This is a genomic window from Pseudomonas sp. G166 (genome assembly GCF_037027455.2).
In the GTDB taxonomy this organism is placed as follows: domain Bacteria; phylum Pseudomonadota; class Gammaproteobacteria; order Pseudomonadales; family Pseudomonadaceae; genus Aquipseudomonas.
Window position 1 is genome coordinate 6,189,878 of the sequence record NZ_CP146985.1, and the last position, 21,213, is coordinate 6,211,090.

Annotated in this window: 18 protein-coding genes; 3 read left to right on the forward strand and 15 right to left on the reverse strand. The window is 62.7% G+C overall.

The window, feature by feature from the left end:
• Positions 1-41: 41 nt before the first annotated feature.
• The 15 genes from madM to SGN16_RS27550 all read right to left on the reverse strand — a co-directional run bounded on the left by madM (position 42) and on the right by SGN16_RS27550 (position 17,781).
• Positions 42-806 carry a malonate transporter subunit MadM gene (gene madM, locus SGN16_RS27480; protein WP_135847602.1) on the reverse strand — a complete coding sequence of 255 codons (765 nt, stop codon included), beginning with the start codon at positions 804-806 and terminating at the stop codon, positions 42-44.
• A 5-nt stretch (positions 807-811) separates the two neighbouring features.
• A complete protein-coding gene (gene madL, locus SGN16_RS27485) occupies positions 812-1,204 on the reverse strand; it encodes a malonate transporter subunit MadL (protein ID WP_335944592.1) in 393 nt (130 codons plus the stop codon).
• Between the two features lie 67 nt (positions 1,205-1,271).
• On the reverse strand, positions 1,272-2,192 hold the full coding sequence (mdcH, locus tag SGN16_RS27490; RefSeq protein WP_335944593.1) for a malonate decarboxylase subunit epsilon: 921 nt from the start codon (positions 2,190-2,192) through the stop codon (positions 1,272-1,274).
• The gene (locus SGN16_RS27495) at positions 2,189-2,812 is read right to left on the reverse strand and encodes a malonate decarboxylase holo-ACP synthase (RefSeq protein ID WP_210641749.1); all 624 of its coding nucleotides are present in this window, start codon (positions 2,810-2,812) and stop codon (positions 2,189-2,191) included. The genes mdcH and SGN16_RS27495 overlap by 4 nt, the downstream gene beginning before the upstream one ends.
• The gene (gene mdcE / locus SGN16_RS27500; RefSeq protein WP_210641751.1) at positions 2,806-3,609 is read right to left on the reverse strand and encodes a biotin-independent malonate decarboxylase subunit gamma; all 804 of its coding nucleotides are present in this window, start codon (positions 3,607-3,609) and stop codon (positions 2,806-2,808) included. The genes SGN16_RS27495 and mdcE overlap by 7 nt, the downstream gene beginning before the upstream one ends.
• Positions 3,606-4,457: a biotin-independent malonate decarboxylase subunit beta gene (locus tag SGN16_RS27505; RefSeq protein ID WP_335944594.1), complete on the reverse strand. Its 852-nt coding sequence runs from the start codon at positions 4,455-4,457 to the stop codon at positions 3,606-3,608. The genes mdcE and SGN16_RS27505 overlap by 4 nt, the downstream gene beginning before the upstream one ends.
• Positions 4,450-4,749, reverse strand: coding sequence for a malonate decarboxylase subunit delta (locus tag SGN16_RS27510; RefSeq protein WP_003206454.1), 300 nt, complete (start codon positions 4,747-4,749; stop codon positions 4,450-4,452). Before SGN16_RS27510 ends, SGN16_RS27505 begins: the two co-directional genes overlap by 8 nt.
• The gene (locus SGN16_RS27515; protein WP_210641753.1) at positions 4,749-5,624 is read right to left on the reverse strand and encodes a triphosphoribosyl-dephospho-CoA synthase; all 876 of its coding nucleotides are present in this window, start codon (positions 5,622-5,624) and stop codon (positions 4,749-4,751) included. The genes SGN16_RS27510 and SGN16_RS27515 overlap by 1 nt, the downstream gene beginning before the upstream one ends.
• The gene (gene mdcA, locus SGN16_RS27520; RefSeq protein ID WP_135847609.1) at positions 5,625-7,295 is read right to left on the reverse strand and encodes a malonate decarboxylase subunit alpha; all 1,671 of its coding nucleotides are present in this window, start codon (positions 7,293-7,295) and stop codon (positions 5,625-5,627) included.
• A 299-nt stretch (positions 7,296-7,594) separates the two neighbouring features.
• Positions 7,595-8,065, reverse strand: coding sequence for a chemotaxis protein CheW (locus SGN16_RS27525; RefSeq protein ID WP_210641755.1), 471 nt, complete (start codon positions 8,063-8,065; stop codon positions 7,595-7,597).
• Positions 8,058-13,979, reverse strand: coding sequence for an Hpt domain-containing protein (locus tag SGN16_RS27530; protein ID WP_335944595.1), 5,922 nt, complete (start codon positions 13,977-13,979; stop codon positions 8,058-8,060). The genes SGN16_RS27525 and SGN16_RS27530 overlap by 8 nt, the downstream gene beginning before the upstream one ends.
• Before the next feature lie 192 nt (positions 13,980-14,171).
• Positions 14,172-16,232, reverse strand: coding sequence for a methyl-accepting chemotaxis protein (locus SGN16_RS27535; RefSeq protein ID WP_210641759.1), 2,061 nt, complete (start codon positions 16,230-16,232; stop codon positions 14,172-14,174).
• 158 nt (positions 16,233-16,390) lie between these two features.
• Entirely contained in the window at positions 16,391-16,930 is a 540-nt protein-coding gene (locus SGN16_RS27540; RefSeq protein WP_335944596.1) for a chemotaxis protein CheW, read from the reverse strand.
• Positions 16,931-16,940: 10 nt separating this feature from the next.
• Positions 16,941-17,306, reverse strand: a complete 366-nt coding sequence (pilH, locus tag SGN16_RS27545; RefSeq protein ID WP_210641763.1) for a twitching motility response regulator PilH — start codon at positions 17,304-17,306, stop codon at positions 16,941-16,943.
• A gap of 46 nt (positions 17,307-17,352) precedes the next feature.
• Complete coding sequence (locus tag SGN16_RS27550) at positions 17,353-17,781, reverse strand: response regulator (RefSeq protein WP_210641764.1); 429 nt, start codon at positions 17,779-17,781, stop codon at positions 17,353-17,355.
• Positions 17,782-18,005: 224 nt separating this feature from the next.
• Between SGN16_RS27550 and gshB the strand changes: the two genes are divergently transcribed.
• From gshB to SGN16_RS27565, 3 genes are all read left to right on the forward strand, one after another.
• The gene (gene gshB / locus SGN16_RS27555) at positions 18,006-18,959 is read left to right on the forward strand and encodes a glutathione synthase (RefSeq protein WP_210641766.1); all 954 of its coding nucleotides are present in this window, start codon (positions 18,006-18,008) and stop codon (positions 18,957-18,959) included.
• A 77-nt stretch (positions 18,960-19,036) separates the two neighbouring features.
• A complete protein-coding gene (locus tag SGN16_RS27560; protein ID WP_335944597.1) occupies positions 19,037-19,933 on the forward strand; it encodes an energy transducer TonB in 897 nt (298 codons plus the stop codon).
• Positions 19,934-20,067: 134 nt separating this feature from the next.
• A complete protein-coding gene (locus SGN16_RS27565; RefSeq protein WP_335944598.1) occupies positions 20,068-21,207 on the forward strand; it encodes an RHS repeat-associated core domain-containing protein in 1,140 nt (379 codons plus the stop codon).
• Positions 21,208-21,213 lie beyond the last annotated feature (6 nt).

Sequence of the window (21,213 nt, forward strand, 5' to 3'; positions counted from 1 at the left end):
GCTCGCGATGAGGCCAGTCCTGTCAGCAAAGAGACCAAGCCCTACCCCATCAACCCCCGCATGATCAGAAACAACAACGAAGGCCCGAGCAAACACCCAAGCGCCGTATAGAACGCCGCCGTCAGGCAGCCATAGGGCACCAGCTTCGGATCGGTGGCCGCCAGCCCGCCGGCCACACCGCTGGAGGTGCCCATCAAGCCACCAAAGATCACCGCACTTCGCGGATTGTTAAGGCCAATCAGCGGTGCCACGAAAGGTGTCGCGACCATCACCAGGATTGCCTTGATCAATCCCGCGGCAATGGACAGCGCCATGACCTCGGAACTGGCGCCAATCGCCGCGCCGGTGACCGGCCCGACGATGTAGGTCACCGCCCCGGCGCCGATGGTGGTCAGGCTCACCGCGTCGGTGTAACCGAAGGCCATCGCCACGCCCACGCCCGCAATGAACGACGTGCCCACCCCGACAAACAGCGCCAGCACCCCGACGAAGCCGGCGCGCTTGAGTTCCTCGACACTCACGCCAAACGCCGTGGCGACAATGGCAAAGTCCCGCAGCATGGCGCCGCCGAGCAAGCCGATCCCGGACAGCAACGGAATGTCCACCACGCCCTTCTGCCCGCCGGTCATCGCACCGCCGATGTACGACAGCACCAACCCCAGCAAGATAGCGATGGCCGAGCCGTGCAGGCGGCCTTTAGTGAACGTGTTGCTGATCCAGTAGGACACCCACATGGTGATGCCGACAATTGCGAAGCCGCTGATCAGGCCGTAGCCGGTGATGACTTTCATCATGGATTCGTACATGGCAATCACCCGACCGTCTTCACGGAAATGTCGGCTTGAGGCCCTTTGTTGCCAATGCGCACCAGCACCGGCACCAGCGCAAAGGCAATCACCACTGCCAGAGTCCCGGCCAGGATCGCCATCGGCCCGCCTTTGAGCGCACCGTAGACGTTTTGCTGCGCCGCCATCGCCACCACGATGGGAATGTAGACCGCGCTCCAGAACTCCACACCGGCCTCGGATTTGCCCTTGAACAAGCCGCGCTTGCTCAGGTAGCTGCCCAGACCGATCAACAGCAGCATCGCAATGCCGACGCCGCCAACGTTAGCCGGCACGCCGATCAATTTGCCCAGCAGCTCGCCGATGAAAATACCCGTCAGGGTACAAAAGGCCAAAAATGCCACACCGTAGATAATCATTGTTGTAGTCCTCAAAGTGCATCGTCGAAGTTGTTGTTTTTGTGCTTCGCCAGCTTGAGTCGGTGGTTTAGGGTTGGCGGCTTCCCTCCTCACGCAACAGCGCTTGCAAGGTATCGAGTCGAGCACCGTCGAAGGCCATGACGGTGCCTTGCTCGAACACCCGGCGCGCCAGCCCGGTCAGCACCGCACCGGGCGGCAGTTCGATCTGTAGCCGCACGCCGCGCTCGTAGGCGCTTTGCACCGTGCCACGCCAATCGACGACGCGGCACATGTTGAACGCCAGGTCGTCGCGCAGGGCCTCGGGGCTGATCATCGGCCGGGCGCGGCTGCCGCTGAGATAGCCAAGAGTTGGCGCTTTCAACGGCACATTGGCAAACGCTTGGGCCAATGCTTGCGCCGGGATCTCCAGCAACGGGCAATGAGACGGCACGCTCACCGCCAGCCGACAGGCCTTCCCGGCACCCTGGCTTCGCGCTTGCTTGGCAACGGTGCTCATGGCCTGGTCGCTGCCGGCGATGACCACCTGGTTATCGGCATTGATGTTGGCCAGGTAGACCGGTGTGCGGGCGCTGTGCACTTGCGCCAGCAGGGCTTCCACTGCCGCGAGGTCGAGGCCGATGATCGCGGTCATGCCGTAGCCTTGCGGATAGGCCCGCTGCATCAACTCACCCCGCAGGCTGACCAGCCGCAACGCCTCGTCAAACCCCAGCGCACCGGCCACCACCGCCGCCGGATAGGCGCCGATGGACAGCCCCGCCACGTAGTCCGGCGCAGGTGCCTGTTCCAACAGTTGCCGAGACGCCGCCACGCCAGCGATCAACAAACACAGTTGCACCGCACGGGTCGATTGCAACGCCTCGGCACTGTCCAGTTGCAGCACGTCCTCGCCGAGCACATCACCCGCCTCGCCCAGGATTTGCGGCGCCAGGCCATGGAGCATGCCTGCTCGCTGCGCACCCTGGCCGGGAAACACCAAGAGACTGCTCACGCGACCTGCTCCAGCGACGGCTGCCAAGGATCGCTCACCAGCCGCGCTTGAAGATCATCCTTGAGCAAGACCCGGCGCGCCGAACCCGCCCACTCGCGCAGGGCGACGGCGCCGAAAGGCGTTTGCAGCTGCATGTCCACGGCGCACGGCGAAGCCTGCAATTGCGCCAGCAACGCCTTGGCTTGAAGACGGCCCAACCTGCGGGGCACACGCAAGATCAGGTCGAGGTCGCTGCGCTCATGCAACGCCTCGATACCACTGGCGAGCTCGAATCCTGCGCTACCACTGACGCCCCAGACGCAGCCGCTGGCGTCGAGCAGCGGGCGCAGTCGGGACAGCGCCTGCAAGGCCGGCAAGTCGCGAGTCGACGCAACGTGACAAAGGTCTTCTGGCCTGACGCGACGGGCAATCGCCGCGATCGCCATCGACGTTGCATAGCGCTGCTCGCGCAAGCGCCCGCGCACGCCGACCGCGATTTGATCCGGTGCCGTCAGCGCGCGCCGAACCACCACCGGTTGACCGGCGGTGATCGACTCGATGACCCACGCCGGCGCATCCGCTGGCAACTGCTGCGCAGTCATCCCCCACAGCAGGTCATGGGCCAGATACGTACTCACCACTGCTCTCTCAGCAGTTGGCGAACCCGGCTCGACGCGACGCGGTTGTACGCCCCCAGACGGCCGCTCAGATCACGCGACCCCGCCTCTACATCTTCAATCGCCTGGAGCAGACACTCCGTCACCCGCGCCAGATCCTCCGCCAACGGCTGTTCAACCTGCTCCACCGACAAGGTTTCCCACAGCAACCCCAGGCTGGCGAAGCTGTCGATGTCATAGGCCATCGGCGGCACGCTGGCGGCCAACGCCTCAAGCTCTTCGACACTGCGCAGGGTGACCCGCGCCGCCGAGGCCTTGCCCATGGCGTGGACCATCACGCCCGGGTCGCGCAGGGCAATCAGTCGGTTGGCCTGGTAGCCGTGGGCAAGGAACGCCCCGGACATCGCCTTGCCCACCAGCAAACCGATCACCGGATGCCCGGCCAAACGGGCGCGAGCATAACTGTCCGCCGCGCCAGCCAGTGCCTGATGAATGCCAAGCGCTTCTTCGCGCCGGCCATAGGCCTGGCTCGGCACATCGACGATGGCAATCAGCGCACGCTTGTGGGGGGCATCGCGGTCGGCGTCGATGGCGTCATCCACCGCCTTGGCCAGGCCCCAGCCCTCCAGCAGGCCAACTTCACCATTACGAGCGCGGGGAAAACGACTGTCGGGATCAGCGACCACCGCCAGCAGGCGCACATTGTGCTCACCCAGCTTGGTATCGGCGACTTTCAACGAAGCGGGCAATCCTTCCAACGGTTTGGCGCCGTCACTCAATGCCTCGAACCAGCGCAAGCCTCTTAATGAATACGCACTCATGGGCGTTCTCCCTGATACAACTGGCGAACCGCTGCCGGTTCGATTTGCACTTGCGTGTCCAATCGAGCCAGGCGCTGCAAGAACAGCTCGGCCTGGCCGCTGCGGTGTTCGGCGGGCACGCCCAGGTGCAGCAACTGGCTCACCTGTTGGCAGATCTGCGTCACATCATCGGCCGCATAACGGTCCACCAGTCCCGTGGCGAAACGCTGTTCACCGCCGGTCAGGCTCCAGATGAACGGCCGGTCTCGCGAGTCGTATTCGTCGATCCCCGCTTCCTGCTCGATCACTTGCGGACCGTTCAGGCCAAGCCGCGCTTCCTGGGTCACCAGCAGATAACTGCACAGCCCGGCGGCGATGGACATGCCGCCAAAGCAACCGACGCTGCCGGCCACCACACCAACCACTGGCTGATACTGGCGCAGGTCGACGATCGCCGAATGAATCTCGGCAATCGCCGCCAACCCGAGGTTGGCTTCCTGCAAACGCACGCCGCCGGTTTCCAGCAGCAACACAGCGCGGGTCGGGATGCCCTTGCGGTTGTCCTCGGCGGCCAGCTCCAACGCACCGGCAATCTTCGCGCCGCCGACCTCACCGAGGCTGCCACCCTGGAAGGCGCCTTCGATGGCAGCGATCACCACCGGCAGGCCATCGAGCGAACCCTTGGCGATCACCACGCCGTCGTCGCTTTGCGGCACCACGCCCTGGCGCAACAGCCAGGGCGACATGATCCGCTGGAACGGGTCGAGCAGTTCGCGGAAGGTACCGTCATCGAGCAGGGCCTTGGCCCGTTGCCGAGCACCGAGTTCGACGAAACTGTGCTTGTTGAGCAACGCTGCACTGTCAGTCATGGCCGATCTCCTCGAAGCCTTGTTCCAGGCGCAAGCGCACCACGCCGGGGGTGGCGCCGAAATCGTGGATGTCGATAGACAGGGCTGGCGGCGTCTGACCATCGAACATGCGGGCGAACAGGTGCTGCCAGCGTTGTTCGCTGCCGTTGACCGAGGTCTGCACCTGGATGGTCAGTTTGCCCGCCAGGCCCGGTTCGATCAGCACTTCCAGATCACCCGAGCCGACGCAGCCCACCAACGCCCGGCCCCGTGGCGGCTGCCCGGCGGGAAATTCAAAGGATAAGGTTTCCATCAGCACACTCCAGGGAAGAGGCCATCGCCGCGTTCGATACGGTCGAGAAACAGGCAGGCGGCGAGCAAGTCGGCAGCGCCGCCGGGCGAGGCGTTCAAGGCAATCAGTTGTTGGTCCAGCGCGTGTAACTGGCGACGACCGCCCAGGCTCGCACTGCCACCGGCGTCGAGCACCGCTTTGGCACCCTGTTGCATGGCCTGCAAACCCGGCTCGCCGGCACGGTAAAGCACGCAGGTGTCGGCCAGGGTGGTCATGATCGCCAGCAAGGCATCGAGCCGGGCGTTCTGTTCACCGGCGCCCGCCGCGCGACTGCGCTTGAGTTGCGGCAAGCCCAGACCGGTGACGGCCGGGAACGCCAGTTGCGCTTCTTCCCGAGCTCCCCGCACGCCGTAGCGTTGGGCTACCTGGGCGCCGTGGCTCAAGGGTTGGGGCGCGTAACGGTCGTTGAGCAAGGCCAGGCGGGCGGCACGTAAAGTGACGGAGCTTGCGACACTGGCTTGAGGCTCCAACGCCGTCGCAGCCACCAACAGGCCCAAGGCCCAGATCGCCCCCCGATGGGTATTCACGCCGTTGGTAGTCGCGAGCATCGCCGCTTCCCCCTCACGTCCGATCCGCCCAAGGGCTTCGCGCAACGGCAAGCCGATCTCGCCACAGCCAAGGGCGGCGTCGGCCATTTCCTTGAACGCCGGCCACAGCGACAGCGCCGAAGCGTGCATCAGACCCAGGTGCAGATCGGTGTGGGCGCCATTGCCGCGACGATCCACCAGGGCCGGTTTCGGCGACAGGTCGGCTTCGTCGATCAGCGCATCCACCGCGATATCGGCCAGACGCTCGGCCAAAGACAATCTTTCAGGTTGCAGGTTAAAGGCGTGCATTTACCAGCTCCTGAACTTGGCGGGCGGGTTGTAGAGGCCACCAGACCACTCCACCAGATCGGCCACGCTCTTGGCCGCGAGCAGCTCGCGGGTGGCGTCGGTGCGACGGATACCGAGGTCTTCGGGCAGCGCGATCAGCCCTTCGCGGCGCATGCGCGCGGTGTCTTTCGGGTCGTGACGCAGGCCGATGGCGGTGACCCCGGCCACGGCGGCGATCATTGCCTGCCGTTCTTCCAGGGAGCGGGCCTTGTACAGGTAGGCAATGCCCTCCTCGGTCAGCAGATGGGTGACGTCGTCGCCGTAGATCATGATCGGCGCCAGGGGCATGCCAGCCTTCTTCGCCACGTCCACCGCGTCGAGGGTTTCGACGAAAGTCGGTTTACCGCCCTCCTGGAACGTCTCGACCATCTGCACCACCAGTTTCTTGCCACGCTCAAGCAGCGGCGCCTCGCCGTCGCCGTGGCGCATGTCGAGCCAGGCTGGCGTGCCGTGACGGCGACCGCGCGGATCGTGGCCCATGTTCGGCGCACCGCCAAAACCGGCCAGGCGACCACGGGTAACCGTCGAAGAATGTCCGTCGCCGTCCACTTGCAAAGTGGCGCCGATGAACAGGTCCACCGCGTACTGCCCGGCCAGTTGGCAGACCATGCGGTTGGAGCGCAGCGAGCCATCACGTCCGGTGAAGAACACATCGGGTCGGGCGGCGATGTAGTTTTCCATGCCCAGTTCGGTGCCAAAGCAATGCACGCTTTCAACCCAGCCGCTTTCGATGGCGGGGATCAGGGTCGGGTGGGGATTGAGGGTCCAGTTGCGGCAGATCTTGCCCTTCAGGCCGAGGGATTCGCCGTAGGTGGGCAGGATCAGTTCGATGGCGGCGGTGTTGAAACCAATGCCGTGATTGAGGGACTGGACGTTGTGTTTTTCGTAGATCCCGCGGATCGCCATCATTGCCATCAGCACGTGCACAGGCTTGATGTGACGCGGGTCGCGGGTGAACAGCGGTTCGATATAGAACGGCTTGTCGGCCACCACCACGAAATCGACCCAGGACGCCGGGATATCGACCCGTGGTAGGTCGCTGACGTCGTCCACCAACTGGTTGACCTGAACGATGACGATGCCATCGCTGAAGGCCGCCGGCTCAATCAGCGCCGGGGTGTCTTCGGTGCTGGGGCCAGTGTAGATATTGCCGGCGCGGTCGGCCATGAAACCGGCCGAGAGCACGACGTTGGGAATCAGGTCCACCACCAATCGGGCATAGAGCTCGATGTAGGTGTGGATCGCGCCGATCTCCAGCAACCCGTCTTCGAGCAACTGGCTGATGCGCAGGCTCTGGGTGCCGGCGAAGGAAAAATCCAACTTGCGGGCGATGCCACGTTCGAACAGGTCCAGATGCTCGGACCGGCCGACGCTGGGCATGATCATGTGCAGATCGTGCAGCTTCGCCGGGTCGACTTTAGCCAGTGAGCGCGACAGAAAATCCGCCTGCTTCTGGTTATTTCCCTCCAGCACCACACGGTCGCCGGGCAGAATCAACGCCTCCAACGCCGCAACGATCTTGTCGGTGGGCAACACCACACCGTCGGCAAGCCCCTTCACCAGCTCGAGACGCCGCTGCTTTTCGCCGCGCCGCCGCGTCCAGCGCGAGTCGGGGGATATTGTTGTTGTCATGACCACTCCACGGGTTCGCTGTCGTGGAGGTCACATTAGGAGTGTTGGGGCGAGGGCATCAATCAAGCTTAGCGGCGGATCGTTACGGTTGGAGTAATGGTTTGCGATAAACACAAATCAAAATGTGGGAGCGAGCTTGCTCGCGATAGCGGTGGGTCTAATTGCATCAATGCTGAATGTGCCGCCGCCATCGCGAGCAAGCTCGCTCCCACAGTTTGATCGGAGTACAACCGGGAGAAACAGGTCGGCTATAAGGCCGCTTCACGAGCAAGCTCGCGCACAGTGGAGATGTGCATGGCTCAGGGTTTGTGGTGTTGAACCAACCCCGCGGCCACCACCAATTCTTCCAACGCCAACAAATCCGGCACTTTCGCCACATGCTCGCCCACTTGCACCGCCGCCTGTTCCAGCCCGCACAGCGGTACATCGACGTAGCTCAGCTGAGTGTCGAGCTTGTAGGAGCGCGGGATGCCTTGCACCAGCAGCGCGATGAAGCGCAGCTCCGGGCGCCCGCCCAAGGCGTTGAGGATGACAATGCGTGCTCGCTCGCCAATCACGGTTTTCTGGCCACAGGCCGATTCGAAGCTCAGCAGTGGGATTTGTCGCTCGCGCCAGCTCACCCAACCGAGGAACCACGGCGGGGTGTCCATATCGAAGGCGCTGCTTTGATAGTCGATCAGTTCAGCCACGGCCACGTTGGGCAGGATCAGATGCCGGTCGGCCAGGGGCAGCAACAGGCCGGTGAGGTGGCTGGTGCGGTGCTCATGCATGGGTCTTGCTCCAGTGGGCGATGCTGTCGAGCAGCACCGATTCCTGGTACGGCTTGCCCAGGTAGTCGTTGACGCCAATAGCCATGGCACGGTCGCGGTGTTTCTGGCCGGTGCGGGAGGTGATCATGATGATTGGCAGGTGCGCCAGGCGCGGGTCATTGCGCACCTGTGTGGCCACTTCGAAGCCGTCCATGCGCGGCATCTCGATGTCCAGCAGCATCAGGTCCGGGGAGTGCTCGGCCAGCAACGCCATGGCGTCCACACCGTCCTTGGCGGTGAGCACGTGCATGCCATGGCGCTCCAGCAGGCGGCTGGTGACCTTGCGGACCGTCACCGAGTCGTCCACCACCAACACCAACAGCGGCCGCTGATGTTCGCCCTCGCCTTGCGTCGCTGCCGAGTGGCGCGGGACTTGGTGGGGCAAGGCGCGGATCGGCGCCAGCAGGTCGAGGATCAATACCACCCGGCCATCCCCCAGGATGGTCGCCCCAGACAGGCCCTGCACCGCCGAGAACTGCGGGCCGAGGCTCTTGACCACGATCTCCCGGGTACCGGCGGTCGAGTCCACCTGCACCGCGATATGTCGTTCGTTGCACTGCATCAGCAGCACTGGCAAGGGTTGGCTCTGGCCCAGCAGTTTCGGACGAGCGCCGGTTTTCAGTAGCTCACCCAGGTAGCACAGCTCATAGCGTTGCCCTGCGTAGGTGTAGCTCGGAGGGTCGAGCTGGTAATAGCCATCCAGCTCGGCGGGTAGCACCCGGACGATGCTTTCGATGGTGTTCAGCGGAATCGCGTACTGGTCTTCATGACACTGCACCATCAACGCCCGGTTGACCGCCACGGTAAACGGCAGGCGGATGCGAAAATGCACGCCCTGCCCCGGCGTGGAGTCGATGACCATGCTGCCGCCCAGTTGCCGCACCTCTTCATGGACCACGTCCATGCCGACGCCGCGCCCGGAGATCTGGGTGATTTTTTCCGCGGTGGAAAACCCCGGCTGCAGGATGAACTGCAGCACGTCGCGGTCGTTCATGTCGCTGTCAGGGGCGAGCAAGCCGCGCTTGATCGCCTTGCGCCGCACCGCATCCAGCGGTACGCCAGCGCCGTCGTCGCGGATGTCGAAAATGATGTCGCCACCTTCCCGGGACAGGTCGAGGCTGATGCGCCCACGGGCCGGTTTGCCGGCGGCAATGCGCACATCGGCCGGTTCCAGGCCATGGTCGACGGCGTTGCGCAGCATGTGCTCCAGAGGCGCAGCCATGCGCTCCAACACGTTGCGATCCATCTCGCCGTCGGCGTTGCCGACCACGAACTCCACGTCCTTGCCCAGTTCCTGGGCCACTTGCCGGACGATGCGCTTGAGGCGCGGCAACATGCGCTCGAACGGCACCATGCGCGTACGCATCAGACCTTCCTGGAGTTCGGTGTTAATGCGCCCCTGCTGTTGCAGTAAATTCTCGGCATCGTGGTTGCTGCGGTCGAGGGTCTCCTTGAGGTCGAGCAGATCCGAGGCGGATTCGAACAGCGCCCGGGACAACTGCTGCAACTGGGAATGGCGGTCCATTTCCAGTGGATCGAACTCTTCATAGCCCAGGCGCTCGGCCTCTACCTGCTGACGGCTGAGGATCCGCCCCTGGGTTTCAGTATCGAGACGACGCAACTGATCACGCATCCGTTCGATGGTGGTTTCCATCTCGCTCAACGCCACGCGCGCGTCGTTGACCTGCTGTTCGATGCGTCCACGGAAAATCGAGGTTTCACCGGCCAGGTTCACCAGGTCATCGAGCAGTTCGGCGGAGACCTTGACCATGTCCGCACCGTCGCCCGGTGCCGCGGGCTCGGTTCTGGCAGGTGCAGGCGACGGGGCCGGAGCCGGTTCCGGGGCAGAGACGGCTTCGGGCGCCTCGCGCTCCTGCGGATGGTTCACCGCCTGGATCTGTGCGATCAGCCGGTCCGCCAACGGACACGGTTGGCCGGCGCGCACTGCGTCGAGCATCTGGGCGATTCGGTCATGGCTGCTTTGCAACAAGGCGAACAGCGCCGGAGTCGGCTGCAACAGCCCCGCCGACAGGCCTTCATACAGGTTCTCCAGCTCATGGGCCAGGTCGCCGATGGGCACGATTTCCACCATCCGCGCGCCGCCCTTGAGGGTGTGCAAGTCCCGTAGCAAGGTTTCTACGGCCTGGCGGTTCGACGGATCTTCCTGCCAGCGCAGCAACGCCGCGCCCGAGCTGTCGAGGATGTCGAAGCCTTCCTCAAGGAAGATTTCCAGCAGTTCCGGATCATGCCCGGCCCCTTCGCCCCGGTTCGGGTCGGCCGACTCCATAGGATTGGGCTTGTCCTGACGGAAACGGCGAATGGCATCGATCAGTGCAACGGGATCGCCCAACGGCTGACCCTGCTGCAACTGCCCGAGCAACAGGTCGAGGCGTTCGTGGCTGCTGTTGAGCAGTTGCGCCAGTTCCTCGCTATAGCTGTAGCGGCGGTCCACCAACCCTTCGTAAAGATTTTCCAGCTCCTGGGCCAGGTCGCTCACTGGCCGCACGTCTGCCATCTTCGCGCCGCCCTTGAGGGTGTGCAGGTCACGTTGCAACGAAGACAGCGGCGCACCGTTCTCCGGATCGGCCAACCAGCGCTGCAGCGCCTGGGCGGCGCTTTCGAGGATGTCCTGGGCCTCTTCGAGGAAGATCGCGGCGATGTCGTCGTCCACGCTGGTATCGGCCGGGGCGCTGCGTTCGAGTTCGGCCGTCGCACTGCCCAATTCGCGGATGCTCAGGGTGCGGCTGCCATCGCTGCGGATCAGGCCGGTGGCCGATGGGTCGAGGCTGGTCTCGAGCAGGCTGCGCAAGGCTTGCACGCGTTCGGGTTGCGGACGCACATGTTGCCCGGCGGCCAGCTCATCGAGCATGTCGATCAGGGCTTCATGGGCGCGTTGCGCTTCCTGGAAAAACCCGTCGCTGACCGTCAGGCTGCTTTCTTCCACCGCGCCATAAAGGTCCAGCAAGGCTTCGCAGAGTTCGTCTACCGGGTGCAAGTCGGCCAGGTGCGCGCCTTCGCCAAGGGTGGTCAACTCATCCAGCAGCGCACTCAGTTCCTGGCCTTCGCCAGGGTGCTGCTGCCAGCGCTGCAACAGGCTTTCGGCGTCCAGCAGGATGTCCATGCCCTGGGCGAGGAAGTTGTTGATCAGTTGTGGATCCCGCCTGGTCCGCAAGCCTTTGTCCGGTGCACTGAGGGCCGCTTGCAGGCGCCCGGCCAACAGCGCCTGGGCTCGTTGGATCAGATCCTCGGCACCTGGGATCGGCGCCAACGGTTCACTGTGTAACTGGCGCAGGCCCAGGCGTAGCAGGCCTTCGGCCTCCAGCAACAGTTCGACTTCATCCAGGTCGAGGGCAATCAGGTGCGCCTTGTATTCCCGGGCCAGTTCGTCCATCGCGCCGGCCAGTTCGGCAATCGGCAGCACGCCGGCCATGGAGGCACTGCCCTTGAGGGTATGCAAGGCCCGTTGCAATTCATCACTGGCCTGCAGCGGCAGGTGCTCGGCAGCCTGGTCAAGAAAGCGATTGAGGCTGGCGAGATGGCCCTGGGCTTCGTTGTCGAAGATCTTCAGCAGCAACGGATCGAGGGCGACCACATCCTGCTCGTCTTCATCCTCCTCGTCACCGCCCTTGGCCAGGGCATGCGCGCGGACAGCCAGGCGGTCGACGTCGTCACGCTGACGCTGGCGATGGGCGGCGAACTCGCTGACCAGCGCGGGAAGCAATTGCACCGTTTCCTCGATCAACTGCCGCACCGACGCATCGGCTTCGACGCTGCGCTCCAGCACTCGGTTGAGCAGGTTTTCCACGGCCCAGGCCAGCTCACCGAGCACCAGCGCCCGGACCATCCGACCGCTGCCCTTGAGGGTATGGAAGGCCCGGCGCAATTCACTCAGGGCGCCACGGTCGTCGGGATAAGCCGTCCAGCGCGGCAGGTACTCACGCAGGATATCCAGCACTTCACCGGTTTCTTCGAGAAAGACCTCGCGCAGCTCATCGTCCACCGGGTGCTCATCCAGCGGCGGCGGCAGCAGGCTACCCGGGGTAGTCCTGGCTGGCGGGTTGACCGCCGAGACCGGGCTGGCCAGTACTTCGGCCAAGGATTGCACCGTCTGTGGGTCATTGAGCTCCTGCAAGTCCTGCATCAACAGGGCTTCGTTGGGGCTCAGCACATCGTCAAGCAATGGCACCCGGGCTTCGTCGGGGAAGTAACCGAGGGCGGCGAGGCTACGCTCAACCGCGTCCAACAAAGGTTCACCGGGGGTTTCCGGGTCTTCGCTCAAACGCTCCAGGTAGTACTCCAAGCCGGTGATCACGTCGGCCAGGTGGTCGAGCTCCTCCCAGCCCGGCTGGGCCTGGTCCAGCAGCAGATGTTCGCGGATGAAAGCGTTGCACGCCTCCACCAGACTGGCGGCACGGCTCAGGGGGATCATCGCCAGGGCGCCACGAACCTGGGTCAACAACGCGGGCAAGGCCTGCAGTTGCTCGCGGTTCCAGTCGGCGTCGATGTAGTCGACGATCATGTCCTTGGCCTGCTGCAGACAGGTGTGGGCTTCCTTTATGACGATCTGGTGGATCTGGGTCAGGTCGGTGGTGGGCAGGTGGCTTTCTTCGCGGCTCTCGGGTTCGACAGTACCAACCATGCCGGCCAGGGTGGCCTCGACGTAGAGCAAGGCGCCGGCGACGTCCATGAGGGTCGCGTCATCGGGCTCGCGCTGGCCCTGGGCGAGGCTCAACACCACCGCCAGTTGATCGATGATGACCTTGCGCGGCTGGCCGAAACCGAGCACCGCCAGGGTATCGGCGATCTGTCGCAGGGGCGCCAGCAGGCTGTCCAGTTCCGAGGCGTGCTGGCGGTCGCTGCGCACGAACAGGTCGAGCCGCTCCTTGACCCGCACCAACTCTTCGCAGAGCGCAGTGAGCACCGAGCGCATGGCATCGCGGTCGGGCCCGGCCAGGCGCGCCCGTTCTTCGTCGACCATGGCGCTGTCCGGCAGCGCATCGTCCAGTGAGTAGCGTTCTTTCATGATCTGCATCTGCCCGCTGGGATGTTCGGCCTTGGCAATATAGAACAACAAGCTCTTGAGCAGGTGTGGCGGCGCCGGTTGATTGATACCCGGCATGCCCTGGTCCAACAGCCGCTTGAGTTCCTTGTCGGCCTCCTTGAACAGGCTGCGCAGCGCCGGGCTGTTGCCGATGCGCCCCTCGCGCATGCCTTCGACCAGGGCCGATGCCACCTGCCAGAGGGCATTGAGCGGCGCTCCGGCACATAACCCCTCCAGGCGATGAAAGACCTTGGCCAGATAACCGAGGTGGGTGGCGTCATCCTGTTCGCGCAGCAGGCCCACCAGAGCCATTTGCAGGGTCTGGCGCAATTTGCGCAGGGTGCCTGGCAAGTCCGGCGGTTCGAGGCGCTTCAAGGCCTCGTCGCTGAGTGGTGCAATCTCTGGCAACTCGGGGCTGAACAGGCTGGTCTCCGACAACAGGCTCTCGCCACGGGCGCTGCGCAGGTCGTTGATCAGCGGCAGCACCACCAGCGGCAGGTCGCGGCGCGCGCCCTGTATGCGGTCCAGGTAGATCGGCAATTGCCCCAGAGCCTGGCTCAACAGGCTGATGGCTTCGTCGCGATGAACGATGCGGTTGTCCTGCAGGGCGGCGCACAGCTGCTCCATTTCCTCGGCCAACAATGCCGCGCCGTAGAACTCGACCATCTGCAGGCCGCCGTGGACCTGGTGAATGCAGGCCAGGCATTGCCCGAGGGCATCCGACGCCTGCGGATCGTCCACCAGGCGGTTGAGGGCCTGATGGGCCTGCTTCAGCGTTTCGGCAATCTCGCCCTTGACCCATTCCAGGGCCACATAATCGTGCCGATCACCCATAACCACTCCAAATCCTGTGGCGAGGGGATTTAGCGAAACGTCGCACCACCCCGCTGGGGCGCGAAGCGGCCCCCAAAAATGCTGAATCCACCATCTATGTCCCAGACTGGCTATTTTGGGACTGCTTCGCAGTCCAGCGGGGATAACCCCCCTCGCCACAAATGATCTTCACCACCAGACAGGTCAAACCAGTCACCCTTTTTCCTCATCCGCCACCGGCCCCGCCGGCAAGGTAAACCCCGACACCGAACGGCGTAGCTGGCTGGCCATTTTCGCCAGGTTGCCAATGCTCTCGGCAGTGGCGGTGGAACCGGACGAGGTCTGCGTGGTGATCTGCTGGATCACGTTCATGGTCAAGGAGATCTGCCCCGCCGAAGTGGTTTGTTGCTGGGCCGCGTTGGAAATGCTCTGGATCAGCGCCGCCAGAGTCTTGGACACCCCTTCGATTTCTTCCAGGGCCACACCGGCATCCTGGGCCAGTCGTGCGCCGCGTACCACTTCGGTGGTGGTCTGCTCCATGGAGATCACCGCCTCGTTGGTGTCGGCCTGGATCGCCCGCACCAGGGTCTCGATCTGCCGGGTCGCCGCCGAGGAGCGCTCCGCCAGCCGCTGCACTTCATCGGCCACCACCGCGAACCCGCGCCCGGCATCACCGGCCATGGACGCCTGGATGGCGGCGTTGAGGGCCAGGATGTTGGTCTGGTCGGCAATATCATCGATCAGGCTGACAATGTCGCCAATTTCCTGGGACGACTCCCCCAGGCGCTTGATGCGCTTGGCGGTGTCCTGGATCTGCTCGCGAATGTTGTCCATGCCATGAATGGTGTTGTGCACCACCTCGTTACCTTTGTTGGCGATCTCTACCGAGCGCTCGGCCACCGCCGACGATTCGGCGGCATTGGCCGAGACCTGATCGATGGACTGGGCCATTTCATTAATTGAAGTCGATGCTTCGCTGATCTGCTGGGCCTGGTGCTCGGAAGCCTGGGCCAGGTGCATGGCCGTGGCCTGGGTCTCCTGCACCGCAGCGGCGACCTGCCCGGCAGTGAGGTTGATGGTGGCGACCAGATCGCGCAGTTGATCCACCGAGTAATTGATGGAATCGGCGATGGTGCCGGTGAAGTCTTCGGTGACCGACGCGGTGACGGTCAAGTCGCCGTCGGCCAAGTCTTCGATTTCGTCCAGAAGACGCATGATCGCGTTCTGGTTGCGCTCATTCTTTTCTGCGGTTTCGCGCAACTGGCGGTTGGTTTCGCGGACCATCACCAGCCCGATCAGGATGATCGACATCAGCGCCAGCAGCCCCAGCACATAGCCGCCAATGCTGTTGGCGGCGCGCCCACCGGCCAGGTTCTCGAAAGCCGTGGCCAGGTGCGAAGCTTCGTCGAGCAGGGTTTGCGACAGGTTGAAAATGTTGCCCGCCGATTCGCGGACCTTGAATAGCTCCGGGGAGGTTTCCAGGATTTCGTCCACCGAACCGGAGACGAATTCGAAGAGTTCGCTGATTTCAGCCAGGCGCGCCCGGGCGTCGCGGTCCTGGACCTGGGAGATCTTCAAGGCCGGGTCACCCTGCAACATGCCATTGAGCACCTGGCCGAAGCGCGCGGCATCGCGACCAAAGGTGTCGGCGGCCTGGCTGGCGTTTTCGTCCCCGGCCAGCACGGTGTTCACCGCGCCGAGAATCCGTTCGGCCAGCAGCGACTGGCGCTGGGCCATGGCCACCTGCGTGGCGGGCGCGCCACGCTGGAGCAGGATCTCGACGACTTTTTCGTATTCGACCTGCAACTGCGGCACGGTTTCGGCCAGGGTCGCCGCCACTTGATGCAGCGACAGGACGGTCTGCTCGCTGGAGAGGATGGCATCGGTATTTTTCAGCAAACGCTCCCAATCCAGCTGCACGGCGCGCATCTGCGGACGCAGGGTGGCGGGCGCCGGTGGCAGGCCGGTCACCGGATCGCCCTGCTTCAGGTAGCTCCAGCGCTGGGCGAAATCGTTGCGTGCATCGCTCAACAGCTTGAACGCCGCAGCCTTGCCCGCGGCGGCTTCGGTGGCGTTCTTGGCAATGCGCTGGGACAGCACGCGCAATTCACCGGCGTGGCCGATGTACTGCTTGTCGTAGGTGGATTGCGTGTTGAGGTAAGCGAAGTTGGCGAATAGCAGCATGATGAAGACAATCAACGCGACGAACAGCACGATGATCTGCGAACGACTGCGCGACGCTTCCAGTGGCTTGCCTGTTTTTGCTTTGATCATCGGTTCTCGCCTGTACTGCCCAATCCAACCAACTCAACGCCGCACCAATGTGGGAGCGAGCCTGCTCGCGATGGCCGCGACACATTCAACACTGATGCAAGCTGTACCGCCGCAATCGCGAGCAGGCTCGCTCCCACAAGGGGCTATGTTGCATCTTGTTAAATTGCCACATCCATGAACCCCGGCGAGCGCGTCAAGGCAAACGGGCTGAACATCTGCCACTGTCGCTCGCCGCGAAACCGACCCTTGACGAAAGCCGACTCCGGGCCGTCGAGGCCGTCCGCAAACGTCGTTTCCAGGCTGTCCTGGGCAAAATGCTGCAGCCCGAGCACCTCATCCACCAGCAACCCGGTGAACACCTCGTCATGGTCCACCACCAGTACCCGACGCTGCTTGCGCACGGACGACAGCTCATGACCGAAGAAGCCGCACAAGTCCATCAGTGGCAACAACCGCCCACGCAGGTTAGCCACGCCACGAACCCATGGCTTGACCCCGGGCAAGTGCGTGTAACGCGGCTCGTGCAGCACTTCACTGACTTCGCTCATGGGGGCCACGTACCAATGATCGCCCAGGCGAAAGCCGATGCCACTCCAACCGGCGCGATGGATCGGCTGGGACGGCAGGTCCGCCCCCAGCAACCGGCAGCGTCGATCGATCTGCAGCAGCAGCTCGAAGGCCGTCAGGGATTGGCTCATGACCGCGTCGTCAACCCGCCAACACTTTGTTCAGGGTCGCGATCAGGGTTTCTTCGTCCACCGGTTTGGTCAGGTAATCCTTCGCCCCTTGGCGCGTGCCCCAGACCTTGTCGGTGTCCTGGTCCTTGGTGGTGATGATGATCACCGGGATATGGCCGGTGTCCGGGTCCTTGGTCAACTGGCGCGTGGCCTGGAACCCGTTGAGGCCGGGCATGACGATGTCCATCAACACGGCATCGGGCTTTTCCTGGCGGGCCAGGGCTACGCCGTCGGCACCGTTTTCGGCCTTCAGGACCTGATGGCCGTGCCTTTCCAGCATGCCAGTCAGTTTGTACATTTCAGTCGGCGAATCATCGACGATCAGAATACGTGCCATGGTGTTCCCCATTTTTGTCGACCCCTGGCCTGGTGGCCAAGCGTCATTAATGTGCCTGGTGCGGCTGGACAGCGGTAAAGCCCGGAACATGGGCTTGTATCGCACCCAGCAGTTCTTCCTTGCTGAACGGCTTGGTCAAAAACTGATCGGAACCGACGATGCGCCCCTTGGCCTTGTCGAACAGCCCGTCCCGGGACGACAGCATGATCACCGGCGTGGCCTTGAACGCGCTGTTGTTCTTGATCAGGGCACAGGTCTGGTAGCCATCCAGGCGCGGCATCATGATGTCGACAAAGATAATGCCCGGGTGATGATCGGCGATCTTGGCCAGCGCATCGAAGCCGTCAATGGCCGTGATCACCTCGCACCCCACGTTGCGCAGCAAGGTTTCGGCGGTGCGGCGGATGGTCTTCGAGTCGTCGATGACCATGACCTTCAAGGCGCTGGGTTGCTGTTGCGTCGGATGCTCTGCCATTGCCGCTGCGGACCGGTTTTTAACGCTTAAGAGTGAACGACAGCGCAAACCCTTGATGTTCAAGGCCCGCACGTCACATGGCAGCCTTTTTAGCACAGTCTCCATCGCCGATCTATCGGCTGCGCGGTGCGGTGGTTTTTCCTTGACCGCTAATCTTCCGGGCGCCACTCTGACGCCACTTTTTCACGCCATTTGTGCCTATCAAATTTTCGAGGAACCAAGCCATGAGCGTACGCGTCGGCATTGTCATGGACCCTATCGCCAGCATTTCCTATAAAAAGGATAGCTCGCTGGCCATGCTGCTGGCCGCTCAAAAGCGCGGCTGGGAGCTGTTCTACATGGAGCAGCGCGACCTCTACCAGGCCGAAGGCCAGGCCCGGGCGCGAATGAAGCCGCTGAAAGTCTTCGCCAACCCCGAAAAGTGGTTCGAACTGGGCAAAGAAAGCGATGCGCTGCTGAGCGACCTGGACGTGATCCTGATGCGCAAGGATCCGCCATTCGACATGGAGTTCGTCTACTCCACCTACCTGCTGGAGCAGGCCGAAAATGCCGGTGTATTGGTGGTCAACAAGCCCCAGAGCCTGCGCGACTGCAACGAAAAACTGTTCGCCACGCTGTTCCCGCAGTGCACGCCGCCGACCATCGTCAGCCGTCGCCCGGATGTGTTGCGTGAATTTGCCGACCACCACGGCGACGTGATCCTCAAGCCTCTGGACGGCATGGGCGGTTCCTCGATCTTCCGTCACACCGCTGGCCACCCGAACCTCTCGGTGATCCTGGAAACCCTGACCTTGCACGGCAAGCAGCAGATCATGATCCAGGGCTACCTGCCGGCCATCGTCGATGGCGACAAGCGCATCCTGATGATCGACGGTGAACCGGTGGATTACTGCCTGGCACGCATTCCGGCAGCCGGCGAAACCCGCGGCAACCTGGCGGCTGGCGGTCGTGGCGAAGCCCGTCCGTTGACCGAGAAGGACCGCTGGATCGCCGCCCAGGTCGGCCCGACCCTGCGCGAGAAAGGCCTGTTGTTCGTGGGCCTGGACGTGATTGGCGAGCACCTGACCGAAATCAACGTCACCAGCCCGACCTGCATCCGCGAGATCGACAATGCCTTTGGCACCGACATCGGCGGGATGCTGATGGATGCCATCGATCAGAAGCTCAAGGCTCGTTGATCCAGATCCTGCTGAAGGAAACCCACATTGCGTTATCATGCCCGGCCTGAAAAAAACGCGATGTTGGTTTCCTTGTCATGACTTTCCCGTCCGATCTGCCCCAAGAGCTCGCCCATCGTGGCGTGCGCCCGGCTGATCGCCTCGGTTTTACCCTGTTCCTGGCGGCGCTGATCCACCTGGCCCTGCTGCTGGGTGTAGGGTTTGCCACGGTCGAGCCCAAGCAGATCAGCCAGACCCTGGAAATCACCCTGGCCACCTTCAAGAGCGAAACCAAGCCCAAGAAGGCGGATTTCCTGGCCCAGGACAACCAGCAAGGCAGTGGCACCCTGGAAAAAAAGGCGATTCCCAAGACCACCGAGATCGCGCCATTCCAGGACAACACGGTGCAGAAAGTCACCCCGCCGCCGGCCGCCAAGCCCGAAGTGCAGGAAACGGCGCCCAAGGCTGCCGTGACCACCGTGGCGCCAAAACCGAAAAAAGCCCCGGCCAAGGAAGAGGTCAAGCCTGACCCCAAGCCCCAGGCCCCGGCACCGACTTTCGACAGTTCCCAGTTGTCCAGCGACATCGCCAGCCTGGAAGCCGAACTGGCCCAGGAACAGCAGCTGTACGCCAAACGCCCGCGCATCCACCGCCTGAGCGCCGCCTCGACCATGCGCGACAAGGGCGCCTGGTACAAGGACGAATGGCGCAAGAAGGTCGAGCGCATCGGCAACCTCAACTACCCCGACGAAGCCCGGCGCAAACAGATCTATGGCAACCTGCGGCTAATGGTCTCGATCAACCGCGACGGCTCGTTGTATGAAGTGCTGGTGCTGGAATCCTCCGGCCAACCGCTGCTGGACCAGGCCGCCCAGCGGATCGTGCGCCTGGCCGCGCCATTCGCACCGTTTACCGGCGATCTGTCGGACATCGACCGGCTGGAAATCATCCGCACCTGGAAATTCGCCCGGGGCGACAAACTTTCCAGCAATTGAACGAGAGCAGCGTGCCTCGCGCAACTGCATGCATTGAGCGGGTCGGGCGAGGAGGAAAACCTAACAGTTCTGTCAGTAGCACCCGATGATGGCCGCCCGCACAATGCTTGAAAATGCCAACCGAGGCACACGTCATGTCGACGGCCGAAAGGCAATTGCTTTGCCGCTATCACCACGACCCCTTGGACAAACTGGTCGTCCAGCAGTTGCCAGGCTACCCCGACCTACAACACTTCTACTGTCGACACCGCCTGGCCACCGAAATCCAGGGCGCCCTGCGGTATTCGCTGGTCCAGCACGCAGACTTGCTCCTGGCGCAACAGCGCCAGCCAGGCGAGACGCGCCTGCTGGCAACAGACCAACAACGCTCGGTCCTGCATAGCCTTGGCAGCACCGGTCAGCGCCCCTCCATTGCCTATTCGGCCTATGGTCATCGCCCTGCGGAAAACAGCCTGCTGAGCCTGCTCGGCTTCAACGGCGAACGTCCGGATGGCATAACAGGCCACTATCTATTGGGCAATGGTTACCGGGCTTTCAACCCGGTACTGATGCGTTTCAACAGCCCGGACAACTGGAGCCCCTTCGGGCCTGGCATCCTGAACAGCTATGCCTATTGCCTGGGAGACCCAATAAACAGGAGGGATGATAATGGCCATCTTCCAACAACATGGATAATGAGAATTCCATTCAGGAAAATTAAACTTCATTTTTTAACCAAGAAAATCAATCGCGCAACTACAAATGCGATCCACACACTCAGCGAGTACAAAAAGTCCGCAAATGAAGCACTACAGAAGCTTATTAACGAAGGTATACCCGGCGTCGTTGAAAGAGCCCACCCAGGAATATCCCTTAAGGATTTAGCCGCGAAAAAATTTCATTTAACCCGTCATGCATATGGGGATCAACTTGAAAAATACCCAGTGCCAATGCGAGTTGAAATCAATAACAAAGTTGAAACCAGTATACAAAAATACGACGTCTACCGTGGCTCTAGCAGCTGGGTAAAAGCCAAAATCTATCGTCTAGAATCGCATCTAATAAAAAGACAGCCACAGCCACAGCCACGCCCGCCTGCAAAGACGTGGTCCTTGGAACTCCAAGATCTCCTAGACTCTCCTCAATCAACCAGCTCCATGATTGAGGACGTCAGCGCACAAGACGTTGCATGGATAGCCAAAAACATATCAACTCCACATCGCGAACTCTACGATAGAGCAGTGGCGAAGCTTGATCGGTTGCATGAACTGAGAGATAAAGTACGCCATTCTTGACAACAG

Coding starts and splice junctions, on each gene's coding strand:
- mdcE (WP_210641751.1), bottom strand. CDS start 3,609: ATGAGTGCGTATTCATTAAGAGGCTTGCGCTGGTTCGAGGCATTGAGT.
- SGN16_RS27515 (WP_210641753.1), bottom strand. CDS start 5,624: ATGCACGCCTTTAACCTGCAACCTGAAAGATTGTCTTTGGCCGAGCGT.
- SGN16_RS27560 (WP_335944597.1), top strand. CDS start 19,037: ATGACTTTCCCGTCCGATCTGCCCCAAGAGCTCGCCCATCGTGGCGTG.
- mdcA (WP_135847609.1), bottom strand. CDS start 7,295: ATGACAACAACAATATCCCCCGACTCGCGCTGGACGCGGCGGCGCGGC.
- SGN16_RS27525 (WP_210641755.1), bottom strand. CDS start 8,065: ATGCATGAGCACCGCACCAGCCACCTCACCGGCCTGTTGCTGCCCCTG.
- gshB (WP_210641766.1), top strand. CDS start 18,006: ATGAGCGTACGCGTCGGCATTGTCATGGACCCTATCGCCAGCATTTCC.
- SGN16_RS27565 (WP_335944598.1), top strand. CDS start 20,068: ATGTCGACGGCCGAAAGGCAATTGCTTTGCCGCTATCACCACGACCCC.
- madL (WP_335944592.1), bottom strand. CDS start 1,204: ATGATTATCTACGGTGTGGCATTTTTGGCCTTTTGTACCCTGACGGGT.
- pilH (WP_210641763.1), bottom strand. CDS start 17,306: ATGGCACGTATTCTGATCGTCGATGATTCGCCGACTGAAATGTACAAA.
- SGN16_RS27505 (WP_335944594.1), bottom strand. CDS start 4,457: ATGACTGACAGTGCAGCGTTGCTCAACAAGCACAGTTTCGTCGAACTC.
- SGN16_RS27540 (WP_335944596.1), bottom strand. CDS start 16,930: ATGAGCCAATCCCTGACGGCCTTCGAGCTGCTGCTGCAGATCGATCGA.
- madM (WP_135847602.1), bottom strand. CDS start 806: ATGTACGAATCCATGATGAAAGTCATCACCGGCTACGGCCTGATCAGC.
- SGN16_RS27550 (WP_210641764.1), bottom strand. CDS start 17,781: ATGGCAGAGCATCCGACGCAACAGCAACCCAGCGCCTTGAAGGTCATG.
- SGN16_RS27510 (WP_003206454.1), bottom strand. CDS start 4,749: ATGGAAACCTTATCCTTTGAATTTCCCGCCGGGCAGCCGCCACGGGGC.
- SGN16_RS27535 (WP_210641759.1), bottom strand. CDS start 16,232: ATGATCAAAGCAAAAACAGGCAAGCCACTGGAAGCGTCGCGCAGTCGT.
- SGN16_RS27530 (WP_335944595.1), bottom strand. CDS start 13,979: ATGGGTGATCGGCACGATTATGTGGCCCTGGAATGGGTCAAGGGCGAG.